The sequence below is a fragment of the Paraburkholderia sp. BGA-UO-ETr-F12 genome, from assembly GCF_059567945.1.
Genome location: NZ_JCAQOZ010000067.1, coordinates 298,617 through 311,945, shown reverse-complemented (window position 1 = coordinate 311,945; position 13,329 = coordinate 298,617). Strand labels below are relative to the sequence as shown.

Sequence of the window (13,329 nt, the reverse complement as noted above, 5' to 3'; positions counted from 1 at the left end):
TTGGGTTGCGATGCACTTATTCGCTGGTCGTCCCCGGCGCTTCAAGACTCTCAATGGCGTGTCGTACGCCGGCCCCGTATGCCGGGTCAGCCTTGCTGCAATTCTCGACATGCAGGTCTTTGATTGCCTGGGAAACGCCGTGCATCGCACGCGCCGTGTTCTCGAACAGAACCTGACGCTGCGCCTCCGACATCAGCCGAAACAGGTCACCCGGCTGTGAGAAATAATCGTCGTCGACACGGTGATTCCAATGGTCAGCCGCGCCCTCGATAGAAAGAGGAGGTTCGCTGAAGTCGGGCTGATCGACCCAGGCGCCCTTTGTGTTGGGGTTATAAGGCGTTGTCCCGCCGTGATTCCCGTCGACGCGCATGACGCCGTCGCGGTGATAGCTGTTGTAGTGGCTGGCACCACGCGGCGCGTTGACAGGAATCTGGTGATGGTTGACGGAAAGACGGTATCGCTGTGCGTCACCGTAGGAAAACAGGCGGCCCTGCAGCATCTTGTCCGGTGAGAAGCTGATGCCGGGGACAACGTTTGCCGGATTGAAAGCCACCTGCTCGACGTCGGCAAACCAGTTCTCCGCATTGCGGTTGAGTTCGAAGTAGCCCACCTCGATCAGCGGATAGTCTTTCTTTGACCAGACCTTGGTCAGGTCGAACGGGTTCACCTTGTATGTCGAGGCTTCTTTCTCGGGCATGATCTGGAAATACAGGGTCCAGCGCGGAAACGCCCCCTTCTCGATGGACTCGTATAGGTCACGGTGATGGGTTTCGCGGTCGGAGCCAACCAGCTCTACCGCTTCCGCGTCGCTCATGTTCTCGATGCCTTGCTGCGTGCGCATATGAAACTTCACCCAGAAGCGCTCGCCGGCAGCGTTGATGAGACTGAAAGTGTGGCTGCCGAATCCGTGCATGTTTCTGAACGTGCGAGGAATGCCGCGGTCACTCATCACGATGGTGACCTGATGAAGCGCCTCCGGCAATTGCGTCCAGAAATCCCAGTTGCTCTCCGCGCTGCGGAGTCCCGTCCTCGGATCGCGCTTGATCGCGTGGTTGAGGTCCGGAAATTTCAGCGGGTCTCGCAAAAAGAAAACGGGCGTGTTGTTCCCCACGAGATCCCAGTTACCTTCTTCGGTATAAAACTTGAGCGCGAAACCGCGAATGTCCCGCTCCGCATCCGCAGCGCCCCGCTCCCCCGCAACCGTGGAGAACCGGGCAAACATCTCGGTCGATTTTCCGATGTCGGAAAAAATTTTTGCGCGAGTGTACTGAGTTACATCGTGTGTGACCGTGAACGTGCCAAATGCGCCCGAGCCCTTGGCATGCATACGACGCTCCGGAATCACCTCGCGGTCAAAGTGGGCCAGTTTCTCGAGAAACCAAACATCCTGAAGTAGCGCCGGCCCCCGTGGTCCAGCCGTTTGCGTGTTCTGATTGTCAGGTACAGGGGCTCCAAACGCGGTCGTCAGTTTGCTCATTGCATTCTCCGTGGGGTATCGGTAAGGCTTGAGAGCGCAGCACAGCGCGCGCGAAAAACGGAAGCCGGCGCGTGGTTCGACCACATGTGCGCCGGGCTACTCCGTTGCGTGATGCCTACTCGGCCGCCGCCAGAATCGCCTCGCTCACTTTCTGTGGGTGAGAGAGCATGACAAGGTGACTGGAAACCACGGACACCTTCTGCGATTTCGCCCTGTCGGCCATTTTGTGTTGCAACGAAGGTTGAATCGCACCATCCTGTTCGGCGACTACATACCAGGACGGCTTCGATTTCCATGCGGGCTTGGATACAGTGTCCCCAAGCGCTTTTGCGGCCGTCGGGCCCTGTGTCACGAAGGCCAGCAACCGTTCATCTTCCGTCAAGTCCTGACCGAAGCTCTCATCAATGCCGGTTCGCGTGAGCTTGAGGAAGCCTTGTGAATCGGGCCGGATCTCTGCACCGAGTGGTGCCGGGTCCGCCCCGGCCCCGAGCGAGCCTGCTGACTCGCCTTCGTCCGGCGCGAAAGCCGCAACAAACACCAGGCTTTGCACGTGGCTATCATTGCCTGTAGCAGTCGCGACGACGCCACCGTAGGAGTGGCCGACCAGCACCACCGGCCCCTCAATCAAAGCGAGCGCCCGATTGACTGCAGCGGCGTCGTCCTCGAGCGAGGTCAACGGCAATTGCACGGCGACGCTGGATAATCCGGCCGCCTGCAGTAGCGGAATGACTTTGGACCAGCACGCGGCGTTGGCCCATGCTCCATGGACGAGTACGGCGGTAACAGATTGACTCATGGTCGTTTCCTTAACGAATGCTGTTGAACATGCAGTTGAGAGAAGACGCGAATTACAAGCGGAAAAACAGGGGTATTTCTGAAGCAAACAACCAGGCAAGTATTGATGCCCTTGAGCGATTGGCCCAACCTGCCATTGAAATATGAAACCCGGGACCTCGACGCATGCATATCCATCGTTTCTTCTTCGAACGCTGAAAGAACATCAAGGCATTGAACGGATGGTGATTCGGGCACACAACACGCGCATGGCAGCCCATTGCTCGTGCGCACTTTGCTTGCTTCGCTTTTTTGGATCTGCGGCCGGACGATTGCAGCGCAGAGCTCGTCAGGCTGAGAGGACGCGCGGAGCACATTCTCGCGATATGTGCGGTCCGCGTTAATGCTGTGTTCTATGTGTTCAAGCGCGAATGGCGGTTGGCGCTGTGTATCGCGTGTGCTGATATTTGTGCAACTGGTCTTGCGCTGGTCGAGACCAACCTTGAATCGCAACGTGCTCGAAGTGTAACGGAGCGCGCACGCTGTGCGATGCCTGTGCCGCTTGACTACATTCTTTATTCCGTTTCAAGAAAGTTTCGGGTCAGTCGCGCGGAAATTTGACATCGGCTATCATCACAATGCGTTGAGCGGCTGCACAACAAGACGATCGGTGCATCCCTGCCACGGGGATGATTCTTCTGACGGACACGCATGACCGGTACGACGATGAACAGAGCCCCCGTTCTAATTTCCACTGAGCGCGTGGCGCCTAACGCCAGACTAGCCTTCTGGCAAACCAACGTCGCAAATCTTTTGACTCATCTGGAATGTTCGAGCGCTGTCGATGAAGGCTTTTCCGGGTCGATTACCGCTCATCTTTCGAGTCCAATCAACCTGATCGAAATCGTAGCGGCATCGCATACGATAGCTCGGATCAAGCCGAAAATCTCACAGATCGGAGAAGAGCAGGTATTCGTCTGCATACAGGTGACAGGAGAGGCCATCGTCGAACAGGACAACCGGCGCAATGTTCTTCGTCAAGGCGATATCACTTTTCTGGATACATCGAAGACATTCCGCGCCGAGTTTCCCGAGGCAACATCCCAATTAGTTCTGCAGATTCCACGAACGCTCGTGCGCAAGCAGGTTGGCGCCATCGAACACCTCACGGCGACCATCGTCACGACAGATAATCCGCTGTGCAATATGACAAGGGATTTTGTCAACTCGCTGGCCCAGAACTTCGAGAGCTTCAGTGCGGATATCGCGCAACGCTTAACCGCACAGGCGATAGACATGGCCATGATGGCATTCATGTCGCGACCGGAGGACAAATCTACAGCAGCGCCGACGAACACGGTGACGAGAGCTATGCTCGCCTATCGTGGTCGCGCTTTTATCGAAACGAATTTGCGAAATCATTCGTTGGCGCCCGCCGACGTTGCTGAGCATCTGGGAATCTCGAAGCGCTACCTGAGTTCGGTATTCGCCAGTGACGGCCAGTCGGTTGAACGGTACATCTGGGAGCGAAGATTGGCCAGGTGTGCTCGCGATCTCGAAGACCCGGGACAGGTAAATCGCGCCATTGGCGATATAGCCTCCTCATGGGGTTTCAACAATCTCACGCATTTCAGTCAATCATTCAAAATGGCCTTCGGCAAAACGCCTCGAGAGTTTCGGAAGGGTTGATAGCGACGTTTTTCCTTCATCTTGGATGCGAGCAGCCCGACAAGCAATCGGCCAAGACTAGCCTTACTCACCCAACTCAGCCGGCTTGCGCCTCGAGCAGCCGCATCCGACGGTCTGCATCCCCTATTTGCGTCCATGCTTGAGGTTCTGCAGTGCGAGGGCTCGTTGCGTTTCGCGCGACGAAGGTACATCGGCGTGCCTACATCTCTTCCCGGTGCGCCAAATCGTCATTCTCGGACCTGTCGATAGGCAGCGCGAAAGCTTCTACGCGTTGCATACGGGTCTTATTGATCAAAAGCCGAGTGACATCGGGGCGGGAGTAGTGGCCGGCAGGATCGGCGGCGTTCTTGGCCATGACAATGGTGGCAAGATCAATGTCCGCGTACAGGATACCTTCACTGTCCTCTGGCAGCTTCGGAACTAGCGCGCTTCCGTCAGGCCCGTAGATGACAGCATGACCACCACCAACGTGGTTCAACTCACGCTTTTCGGGTGTATCGCACAACTCGTCAATCATCGCTTTGGACACGACCGCGCAAGGTGCCAGCACAAAGCACGACCCCTCCACCGCATAGATTCTGCTCGCGGCATTGTTGACTTCGCTTCCGAGCGCCGGGGCAAATGGCTCATAGTTAGAAAAGCTTGGCCACGCTGCGACGTGCACCTGCTCATTCTGCGCATACATTGCGTATTTCGACAGTGGCTGCAAATGCTCCCAGCAGCACAACGCGCCGAGCCTTCCCAGACCCTCAACCTGATGCACTGCCAGATCCGAACCATCGCCCTCGCCGAACACGGCGCGCTCGACGTGAGTGGGGCGCAGCTTGCGGCGGGCAGCGATGGTCCTGCCGTCGGCGCCGATAATCCACTGCCCCATATAAAGGCTACTGCCGCTTCGCTCAGAAACGCCGATGACCGCGGTGATCCCGGCCTGCTGGACAGCGGTGCTGAGCCGCAATGCCTCTGGGCTGTCGTAGTCCAGCGAGTTGTCGAAGTACCGCTGTACGAAGCCCCGACTTACCTGCCACGCGTGCGCGCCCATCCAGATATGCCATGGATAGCCAGGCAACCAGGTTTCCGGGAAGGAGATCAGCCTGGCGCCGTTGCCGGCGGCCTCGTTGATCAGCTCAATGGTCTTGTCGATGCCGGCGTCAAGATCGAGCCAGACTGGAGCAGCCTGAACAACAGCGACTTTATATTTCGGATGAACGAGAGGCATGGCAATCCATTCCTGGTTAGCGAAGCGGAACCGACTTCAATTAATTCATGGGAGAAACGCGCCTGAACCGCGCGCCATGCTTTATTTAACCGGCTCAGCTAGCTTGGGCTCAGAGCAGGCACACCCGATGGCCTGCATCCCATATTTGCGCCCGGGCTTCACGTTCCGCAGTGAGAGAGCGTGCCGGCGCACTTCTTTCGCGGCCAGCGGACCACCGTGACCCATGTGAAAGCGTTGCATGCCGGCCTCCACCATACCCATCAATTCACCACTGACAGCCTGCGGGTCATCCTCGAACGGCGGGCGCATGGCGTGCCCCTTACGTATCAATCCGCCTAGAAAGACACCCGAGGCGACGAGGTCGCCGACTAACGCATCTCCGCTGCCCAGTTCAACTGACACGGAGCCGGCTGTGTGGCCTGGCGTGTGCCTAGCCACGCCTTCGATTCCGTAACCGCTTAGATCGATGGTGGCGCCGTCCTGAAGCAGGATGTCCGGTGTGAACGGCAAGTATGGCTCGCCGGGCAGGCCGGAGCGTAAAAAGAGCGGCCCCCACCAATGCGTAACGCAATACGTCATTTCCTTGCGCCGCTCGTAGTAGTCCAGATCTCCGGCATGAGCAAGGATTGGCGCGCCCGTCAGTTCGCGCAGTCGCGCAGCCGAACCGGCATGATCCGTGTGCGCGTGAGTGACCACGATCAAGGTGACATCGCGAAAGCTTCGACCGTGCTTCTTCAGGACGCGCTCAATTTTGTTCTCAGAGCCCGGCGTGCCGGTGTCCACGAGGACGCAGCCCTTTGCACCGATGATGAGGTGGGAGTGGACCATGCCGAACGGCAGGATCGGAACCGTAATGATGGTAGGCTTATTCATGATGTGCTTCCTGTCGGTTGTTCATGGCGTCGTTCCCCCTGTACCCTTCAGTTCAACCCAAGCGGATTAGAGATCAGCAGCCTCCACCCGCCGTCGAGGCCCTTTTCCATGACCTGCGTGGCGGTGCCGCGCTCCTCGTGCTCCTTGCCGTCCGGTAGCGTCACGTTCAAGGTCCAGTCGAGCAGGACGAGCGCTATGTTGCTGCTGGTCAACACGCGACGCACCTCGTTGTGAAGGCGCGGGCGCAGTGTCAGTAGCCGAGCCAGGCCGTTGCGCAAATAGGCGGGGCTTTCTTGCGCCACCTTGCCGTCCGTCATCCGCATCGTGGCTTTATTGCTAAACATACCGAGCAGGGAATCAAGATCGCCGGCGTTGAGCGCCGCGTCGAAAGCGATGGGGACCTGCTCGGGCGTGCTGCACACGGCGGACCTGTTTGCGATCGCAGCGACGAAGCGCGCAATAACCCGCGCCACCTCGATCGGTGCCTCTAACGGCGACAAGTGTCCAATTCCAGGCAGGATATGCATTGCCGCGTGCGGAATACGAGGCATCAATTCCGCCTGCAGCGTTGCGACGCGATCCACCTGGTCAAGCTCACCTGAGATGACGATGGTCGGCGCATCGATTGATGCCACCGCCGCAGTAATGTCTTCCCGCATGGCCACGTTTGGCCAGGCCGCCCTGGCCTGCGGTGCGCCCTTCAAGCTGTCCTCGATGACCTGCTCCCGAAGAGCAGCGTCAAGCGATTTTCCGGTGAGGACGTGATCGATAACAAATTCGACCGATTCACGCGACTGGTACGCGCCGGTCAACGTCGCACGTTGCTCGTCCGGCAGCAGCATCGGCGACGGAGGCGACGGCGCGACGAGCACAAGGCCTTCGAGCCCGCGTGGCCGACGCGATGCTATGAGTTGTGCGACCTTGCCGCCCATCGAATGACCGACCAGAACATAGCGCTGCAGACCTAGCGCCTCGATGACGCCTTCGGCATCGGCGGCAAGATCGGCGATGCGGTAGCCGTCGGCGGGCGCCTCGGAATCGCCCCAGCCGCGGTGATCGGTGGCAACGATTCGGTACTGGTCGGACAATTCGCTTGCTACCCTGTCCCACGTACGCGACGAGCCCCCGTAGTAGTGCAGGAACACCAGCGCCAGCTCGCCGCTGCCTCGCTGCTTGACGTGAATCCGCGTACCGTTTGAGTCGATGTCCATTTCCATGCCACCTGCCGGTTGGTTAGTGGCTCAATGGTAGATTCATGTCGCCAGTTTGATAATTGCCGGATTGGTGTATTCAGTCGATAATGGGGCTATCGAATTGGAGTACATATAATGGATCGACTGACGAGCCTTGGCGTATTCGTCGCGGCTGTCGAGGAAGGCAGCTTTGCTGCTGCGGCGCGCCGCTTCGGGCTATCGCCAGCGATGGCCGGCAAGCATGTCAGCGCAATCGAAGCCGATCTGAATGCGCGACTGCTGCAGCGCACTACGCGGCGGTTGAGTCTGACCGATGCCGGCCACACTTACTATGAGCGCTGTAAGCGGATCCTTGAAGCGTTCGACGAGGCGAATCGGGAAGCGGGCGATTCGCAAGGCACGGCGCATGGTGTACTGCGCGTCGCTGCGCCGGTCACGTTCGGCGCCATGCACCTGGGCGACGTTGTTGCCCGCTATCTGGAGGACCATCCGCACGTTAACGTGGAAGTGCTGCTCGGAGACCGCTATGTCGATCTCATGGATGCGGGCGTTGACGTGGCAATCCGGATAGGACGGTTGACGGACCCACGACTGGTGACGCGCAGGCTGGCGCCCTGCCGAATGGTCGTATGTGCGTCTCCCGCGTATCTCGAGCGCCACGGAGCGCCGCGCAAACCCGAAGACTTACGACTCGCGCAGCGGCTTGCCTTCAGCGAAGCCGTGTCGTCTGGCGACTGGACATTGCTCGATGCGAGAAACCGCGCGCATGTGATCGACGGACCATGCCGGATGACAGCCAACAATACGCAGATGCTTCTTGCCGCCGCGCTCTCGGGGGCTGGTATTACGTACGGTCCGACCTTCGTATTCGGCGAGCATCTACGGCGGGGCGAACTTGTGGCACTGCTGCCGGGTTACCGCGCGGCTGATCTGGCGATTCACGCGGTTTATCCGAGCGCGCAGCGCATACCGCTCAAAGTGCGCCGGTTCGTCGATTACCTTGCCGGGACGTTTGGCGATGAACCGCCGTGGGATCGGAACGCAAGGCTATAAAAGAGCGGCTGCATCCGTCATTCAATGTCGGGCTCGCACAGATGGACCAGATCGCCCCGGCTCAGCGGTTTTTGCTTCCCGGCCTCGCGCTGCCATTTGCATCTTCATCGGAAGGGTCATCGACTGGCCGCTTCTCTTCGAAAATCGGAACACGGGGCTGCCGAAACTCGACTGACCGCTCAGGGTCGACCACGGTCCGATGCAAATCGATCTCTGGCACGCGGTATATGCAGCTAGCGTGGGATCGTGATCGGCCAGCTTGAGACGTTCGACAAGCGACGAAAATTGTCAACGATCGGTGTTCATCCCCTCAACATTACTCGTGGAAATATTACCTCTGCCTAACAGGTGCGGCAGGATCTTTAGATAACTCTCTACGTCTTCACTCGAACTCACGCAAACTTTCGTGCAATATTTCGACCCGCTGTAAATGGTTGCTGCCCCCTTCGAGCAGGCGCTCGGCAACCAGTGAGCAGATCAGATTGACGGCCGCCGTCATGCCGACGTTGCTGTCAAACAGCATCAGGCCATCCGTGTGGCAACGGATTACCCAGCGCGCCAATCGCGCCGGCTTCCCTGCAATGACATCCGACATATACACAATCGGCACGCCGGCCTCAGCGAGTGAAACTGCGGCAAGACCGACCGCCGGCACACGGCGCCGTAAGCCGACGATGATCGCGACATCCTTCGCGGTCAGGTCGCCGAGATATTCCCCCATGGTGTCGCCCGGCGCAGGCAACAACATGACGTCGGAGCGCACCTGAATCAGTTCGCGCCTGATCATCGTGGCTACTGTGTGACTATGCCGATACCCGATGATCACCACGCGCCTCGCGTGTGCAACTGCCTCGACCACCTCACTCAGCACGCGCGTGTCGAGCGACCGGTACGTATTTGCCAGGTTCTCGACCTCATGCTGCAAATGCGCCTGAATCACGTCGTCGAGTTTCGTACTCGCATTCTTGCGACCTCGATTCTGTAGATACAACGGTGAACCGCCGACCTGTGCCGCGCGCGCAATCGCACGCACGTCGTCATAAGACGTATATCCGAGCTTCTGAAAAAAACGTGTCGCAGTCGCTTTCGACACCTGCGCGGTCGCCGCCAGTTCCGTAGCAGTTTGCATCGCCAGTTGCCCCGGAGCGCTGAGAATGACATCGGCCAACCGTTGATCGATCTCGGACAGTTCGTCATAGCATTCGGCGATGCGACTCTCGATCGACTGCGGTGCGCGCTTTTGCTGTTTCGTTTGAGGTTTTGACATTTCGATGCTTGTGAGTAAGTGGAGCGCCCGCCGTGGTGCAGCGTCGGCACCGCGAACGTGCATCGCTATTTTCTTGCACGCAGCAGGTGCGGTCAGTCGTCATCCTGCGATGACGTCACTATAAATCGTACCGTGGATCGCGAAATTTTTGTTTCTCTAAAGTCCTCGTAGAAACATGTGTTTTCATCGTTTGCTTCGTGAAACCTAAGTTTCACGCATAGGTTGGCACGGATCATGCCTTCAGACGGGTTCGTCCACCTCTCTACGTGAGTTCCCTGATGTCAAAACGCCGCCTGTCCAGCATCGTCCTCGCCGCGTTGTTTCCGTGCGGCGCGTTGGTCCACTCGGTAGCCGCAAATGCCGATACACTCGACGACATCAAGAGTCGCGGCACGATGACCGTCGCGATCGATCCGACCTTTGCGCCGTATGAATACACCGACGCCAGCAACAACATTGTTGGCTTCGATCCGGCCGTCATGGCTGCGGTCGCGAAGCGTCTAGGAGTAAAGATCGAGTATCAGCGCATGGCATTCAGCGGAATCATCCCGGGCCTGCTCGCGCATTCGTTCGATGTCGAAGGTTCTGCGCTGAACGTAACCGCCGAACGTGCAAAGCGTCTCGCTTACATAGTGCCGACCAGCAAGACCGTGAATGGCGCTCTGGTGCGCGCCGATTTCAAAAAAATTCCGCAGCAGGCCACCATCGAGTCTCTCGCCGGACTGACCGCTGCGGTCAAGAGCGCGAGCGCGCCCGAGCAGATCCTCAAGCAGTTCAACGAGACGCTGAAAGCCAAAGGTCTTGCGCCGATCCAGCTGATCAGCGTGGATAGCGTCGATCAGACAGTGGCTGCATTGATGACGCGTCGCGCCGATTTCGTGTTCGACGATATGACCGTGCTCGCGGGCGTTATCAAACAGAATCCGGGCAAGCTGAAATCGACTGGTGAGCTCGGACCTTCGCAATGGATTGCCTGGGCGACTCGCCCGGACGATATACGTCTGAACAAGGCGATCAGCGACCAGATCCTCGCGATGAAAAAGTCCGGCGAACTCGCTCGCCTGCAAAAGGCCAGCCTGGGCGTGAGCTTCGATACACCAACGTCCGATTTCATCCCCGCGCAGTAAACAGAGCAGACCGAATCACATGACAGATCCAGTACAGACTCTCACCGTCAAGGCAGGACATGGACGTACCTTCGAAGTGAAGGCGGGCCAACGATTGACCATCATGGACGTCGAGGGGCAGCAGGCCGCCGACTTTGTCGCGGTGCTCAAGTCGAACCATGGCGAGAAGCTGTCGCCGACGCATACGCGCCGCCAGCTTCGGACGCTGTTTTTCAACGTCGGCGACGCGCTGTATTCATCGCTGGGGCGCCCGTTGTTGCGGGTAGTCGAAGACACCGTCGGCATTCACGATGCCAACGTGCCCGCCTGCGACGACACGCGTTTCACGGTCGATTTCAACGTGACCGGGCATCGCAACTGCCTCGACAACATGCACGCGGGTCTGGCTCTGTACGGGCTGTCGCCGTTCGATGTACCGGAGCCGTTCAACCTGTTTCAGAACGGCCCGGTCACGCGGGATTGCCGAATGCAGGTCACCGATCCGACCAGCAAGCCGGGCGACTACATCACGTTCGACGTGCTCGAAGACCTGGTGTGTGCCGTGTCTTCGTGTCCACAGGACATCATTCCCGGCAACGGCCTGAAGGTTACCGACATCGCCATTTCCATCCTGCCCGCGACGCCTGTCGCCGCCTGAACGGACTCAACATGCTGCTTCTCAAAGAACCGCCTTCGCGCGCACCGCTGCCCCCGCGAACCGTCGCCGTGCCTGCGGGCGAATCGCGCGCGATCGACGTCAAGGCAGGCCAGATCCTGCGTATCGAGGCGAAAGAACCGGGCGCGGTCGCGTCGATGTTCGGCTTCAGCCGGATCAACGACGATGTGTACATGTCGGTTCATCACACACGCGTGTTCAGCAATTCGTACGTTCTGCAGGCGGGCATGCGGATCGTCAGCAATCGCCGCCGCGCGCTGATGGTGCTCGGTAAGGATTCGAACGGCAAACACGATCTGCTGCTCCCGGCATCGACAACCGTGTATCTCGCGGACCAAGGCTACGCGGGACAGACCGGCTGCGTCGAATCGGTCGGCGCGGTGATTCAATCGCTGGGCCTGAAGCCGCCCAAAATGCCCGACCCGATCAACCTTTTCATGCACGTGGCGTTGCATCAGGATGGCCGCATCGAACCGCTGCCCAACGTCACGCGAGCCGGCGATTTCGTCGCGTGCCGGGTGGTGACGGACATGGTGTTCATCGTATCGGCGTGCTGCACCGGCATTGCGGGCAACGACGTGCCAGGCGCGCTCGAACTGTCGGCGGTCGAAGACCTCGACCAACTCTGATTCCGGGAACCAGCCGTGATGGGCTTTGACCCGCAAGTGATCCACAGCCTGCCGACACTCATCGACGGCTGGTTGCTGACCGTGGAACTGACGCTGTTCGGCGCAACCGGCAGTCTCGTGTTTGGCCATCTCGCGCTCGCGATGCAACTGACACGCGTTGCGCCGTTGCGCTGGGCCGCGCGACTGTATATCAGCTTCATGCGCGGCACACCCGCCCTCGTGCAACTGTTCGTGCTGTTCTTCGCGTTGCCGCTGATCGGGCTGGGCGGCCGTCCGATGCTGGCAGCCGCGCTCACGCTCGGCCTGAACAGCGGCGCCTACACAGCGGAAATCGTGCGAGGCAATCTGCGGGTGATCACGCCTGGCCAGTACGAAGCCGCGACTGCGCTCGGTATGGCGCCGTGGCGCATCGCGTTGAGGATCGCGCTGCCGCAGATGCTGAAGGCCAGCCTGCCCGCACTCATCAGCGAATTTACGATCCTGTTGAAAACCACGCCGCTCGCGTCGGTCGTCGCCGTCACCGAACTGACGTACGCGGGACAGATGGTGATCGCGCGAACCTACACGTCGACGCAAGTGATGCTGCTGGTCAGCGTCGGCTATCTGGCGGTCGCGTTGCCGGTTATCTATGCCGCGCGGCGCGCACAGCGTTCGCCGCGCGCGCCAGGCGTCGAGCAGGTCGCGACGGGAGTTGCGCGATGACCTTCGATCTCAGCGTTCTGTCCGGCTACTGGCCGGAGCTTGCAGCAGGGCTCGGCAGCACGGGCTGGTTGTGTGCGGCCGGCGCAGGAATGTCGGGCGTGCTTGGCGTGCTGCTGACGGTCGGCCAGCGACGCGGCGGTCCGTGGCTGGCTGCGGTGATTCGCGGCTACACGGCATTGACGCTCGGCTTGCCGCTGCTCGTGTTGCTGTATGTCATGTTCTTCGTACTGCCGGATTTCGGCGTGCTGCTGCCCGCGCCGCTGGTCGGCACGGTCACGCTCGCGGTCTATTACGGCCCGTACGTCGCAGAAGTGATTCAGGCTGCTGTTGCCGCCGTGCCCGCTGGAACCGTCGAAGCGGGAGTCGCGATCGGCATGTCGCCGGTCGCGATCGCGCGCCGCATCATCGCGCCGCAAGCGCTGCCGCTGCTGCTGCCCACGCTGACGGGTCTGCTGATCGGTCTCGTCAAAGATTCCGCGTTGCTATCGGTGATCTCTGTGCACGAATTCATGTTCGCCGCGAAGGCCGTCGTGTCCGACACGTACGCGCCGCTCGAAGTCTATTTCGTCGTCGCGATGGTCTACTGGGCCGCGACGTCCGTCATCCACTTTTCGACCCGTCATTGGGAGCGCCGCCTCGGCCGCGACCATCGGGTCGCCCAGCCCCGGTGA

At 59.6% G+C, this 13,329-nt stretch carries 13 protein-coding genes; 7 read left to right on the top strand and 6 right to left on the bottom strand.

The features are described from left to right. Positions 1 to 16: 16 nt before the first annotated feature. Together AC57B6_RS37935 and AC57B6_RS37930 are read right to left on the bottom strand one after the other, a co-directional pair. Entirely contained in the window at positions 17 to 1,477 is a 1,461-nt protein-coding gene (locus tag AC57B6_RS37935; RefSeq protein ID WP_030099720.1) for a catalase, read from the bottom strand. Between the two features lie 115 nt (positions 1,478 to 1,592). Next, positions 1,593 to 2,273, bottom strand: a complete 681-nt coding sequence (locus AC57B6_RS37930; protein WP_028359563.1) for an alpha/beta fold hydrolase — start codon at positions 2,271 to 2,273, stop codon at positions 1,593 to 1,595. Between the two features lie 689 nt (positions 2,274 to 2,962). On the opposite strand from AC57B6_RS37930, the gene AC57B6_RS37925 reads away from it, so the two are divergent. Continuing rightward, positions 2,963 to 3,940, top strand: coding sequence for an AraC-like ligand-binding domain-containing protein (locus tag AC57B6_RS37925; protein ID WP_028195136.1), 978 nt, complete (start codon positions 2,963 to 2,965; stop codon positions 3,938 to 3,940). 199 nt (positions 3,941 to 4,139) lie between these two features. Here AC57B6_RS37925 and AC57B6_RS37920 read toward each other — a convergent pair whose 3' ends face one another. The 3 genes from AC57B6_RS37920 to AC57B6_RS37910 form a co-directional block, all read right to left on the bottom strand. Further along, on the bottom strand, positions 4,140 to 5,159 hold the full coding sequence (locus AC57B6_RS37920) for a carbon-nitrogen hydrolase family protein (protein WP_496423264.1): 1,020 nt from the start codon (positions 5,157 to 5,159) through the stop codon (positions 4,140 to 4,142). An 81-nt stretch (positions 5,160 to 5,240) separates the two neighbouring features. After that, entirely contained in the window at positions 5,241 to 6,032 is a 792-nt protein-coding gene (locus AC57B6_RS37915; RefSeq protein WP_496423263.1) for an MBL fold metallo-hydrolase, read from the bottom strand. Between the two features lie 47 nt (positions 6,033 to 6,079). Then, a complete protein-coding gene (locus AC57B6_RS37910; protein WP_496423321.1) occupies positions 6,080 to 7,243 on the bottom strand; it encodes an alpha/beta fold hydrolase in 1,164 nt (387 codons plus the stop codon). 117 nt (positions 7,244 to 7,360) lie between these two features. Between AC57B6_RS37910 and AC57B6_RS37905 the strand changes: the two genes are divergently transcribed. Next, a complete protein-coding gene (locus AC57B6_RS37905; RefSeq protein WP_281662618.1) occupies positions 7,361 to 8,278 on the top strand; it encodes a LysR family transcriptional regulator in 918 nt (305 codons plus the stop codon). Between the two features lie 382 nt (positions 8,279 to 8,660). On the opposite strand, the gene AC57B6_RS37900 is transcribed toward AC57B6_RS37905, so the two are convergent. After that, positions 8,661 to 9,545 (bottom strand): MurR/RpiR family transcriptional regulator, encoded by an 885-nt coding sequence (locus tag AC57B6_RS37900; RefSeq protein WP_046572441.1) that lies wholly within the window; start codon positions 9,543 to 9,545, stop codon positions 8,661 to 8,663. Between the two features lie 278 nt (positions 9,546 to 9,823). Between AC57B6_RS37900 and AC57B6_RS37895 the strand changes: the two genes are divergently transcribed. Genes AC57B6_RS37895 through AC57B6_RS37875 form a run of 5 tightly spaced genes read left to right on the top strand, consistent with a single transcriptional unit; the run spans position 9,824 to position 13,329 of the window. Next, positions 9,824 to 10,672, top strand: coding sequence for a transporter substrate-binding domain-containing protein (locus tag AC57B6_RS37895; RefSeq protein ID WP_028195142.1), 849 nt, complete (start codon positions 9,824 to 9,826; stop codon positions 10,670 to 10,672). A 19-nt stretch (positions 10,673 to 10,691) separates the two neighbouring features. Then, positions 10,692 to 11,309: a DUF1989 domain-containing protein gene (locus AC57B6_RS37890; protein WP_028195143.1), complete on the top strand. Its 618-nt coding sequence runs from the start codon at positions 10,692 to 10,694 to the stop codon at positions 11,307 to 11,309. Between the two features lie 11 nt (positions 11,310 to 11,320). Further along, complete coding sequence (locus AC57B6_RS37885; RefSeq protein ID WP_028195144.1) at positions 11,321 to 11,956, top strand: urea carboxylase-associated family protein; 636 nt, start codon at positions 11,321 to 11,323, stop codon at positions 11,954 to 11,956. A gap of 18 nt (positions 11,957 to 11,974) precedes the next feature. Further along, positions 11,975 to 12,658 carry an amino acid ABC transporter permease gene (locus tag AC57B6_RS37880; protein ID WP_496423320.1) on the top strand — a complete coding sequence of 228 codons (684 nt, stop codon included), beginning with the start codon at positions 11,975 to 11,977 and terminating at the stop codon, positions 12,656 to 12,658. Beyond that, a complete protein-coding gene (locus AC57B6_RS37875; RefSeq protein WP_046572439.1) occupies positions 12,655 to 13,329 on the top strand; it encodes an amino acid ABC transporter permease in 675 nt (224 codons plus the stop codon). The genes AC57B6_RS37880 and AC57B6_RS37875 overlap by 4 nt, the downstream gene beginning before the upstream one ends.

Excerpts from the sequence above, each read along its gene's own strand:
- AC57B6_RS37935 (WP_030099720.1), bottom strand. The coding sequence starts at position 1,477 with ATGAGCAAACTGACGACCGCGTTTGGAGCCCCTGTACCTGACAATCAG.
- AC57B6_RS37930 (WP_028359563.1), bottom strand. The coding sequence starts at position 2,273 with ATGAGTCAATCTGTTACCGCCGTACTCGTCCATGGAGCATGGGCCAAC.
- AC57B6_RS37925 (WP_028195136.1), top strand. The coding sequence starts at position 2,963 with ATGACCGGTACGACGATGAACAGAGCCCCCGTTCTAATTTCCACTGAG.
- AC57B6_RS37920 (WP_496423264.1), bottom strand. The coding sequence starts at position 5,159 with ATGCCTCTCGTTCATCCGAAATATAAAGTCGCTGTTGTTCAGGCTGCT.
- AC57B6_RS37915 (WP_496423263.1), bottom strand. The coding sequence starts at position 6,032 with ATGAATAAGCCTACCATCATTACGGTTCCGATCCTGCCGTTCGGCATG.
- AC57B6_RS37910 (WP_496423321.1), bottom strand. The coding sequence starts at position 7,243 with ATGGACATCGACTCAAACGGTACGCGGATTCACGTCAAGCAGCGAGGC.
- AC57B6_RS37905 (WP_281662618.1), top strand. The coding sequence starts at position 7,361 with ATGGATCGACTGACGAGCCTTGGCGTATTCGTCGCGGCTGTCGAGGAA.
- AC57B6_RS37900 (WP_046572441.1), bottom strand. The coding sequence starts at position 9,545 with ATGTCAAAACCTCAAACGAAACAGCAAAAGCGCGCACCGCAGTCGATC.
- AC57B6_RS37895 (WP_028195142.1), top strand. The coding sequence starts at position 9,824 with ATGTCAAAACGCCGCCTGTCCAGCATCGTCCTCGCCGCGTTGTTTCCG.
- AC57B6_RS37890 (WP_028195143.1), top strand. The coding sequence starts at position 10,692 with ATGACAGATCCAGTACAGACTCTCACCGTCAAGGCAGGACATGGACGT.
- AC57B6_RS37885 (WP_028195144.1), top strand. The coding sequence starts at position 11,321 with ATGCTGCTTCTCAAAGAACCGCCTTCGCGCGCACCGCTGCCCCCGCGA.
- AC57B6_RS37880 (WP_496423320.1), top strand. The coding sequence starts at position 11,975 with ATGGGCTTTGACCCGCAAGTGATCCACAGCCTGCCGACACTCATCGAC.
- AC57B6_RS37875 (WP_046572439.1), top strand. The coding sequence starts at position 12,655 with ATGACCTTCGATCTCAGCGTTCTGTCCGGCTACTGGCCGGAGCTTGCA.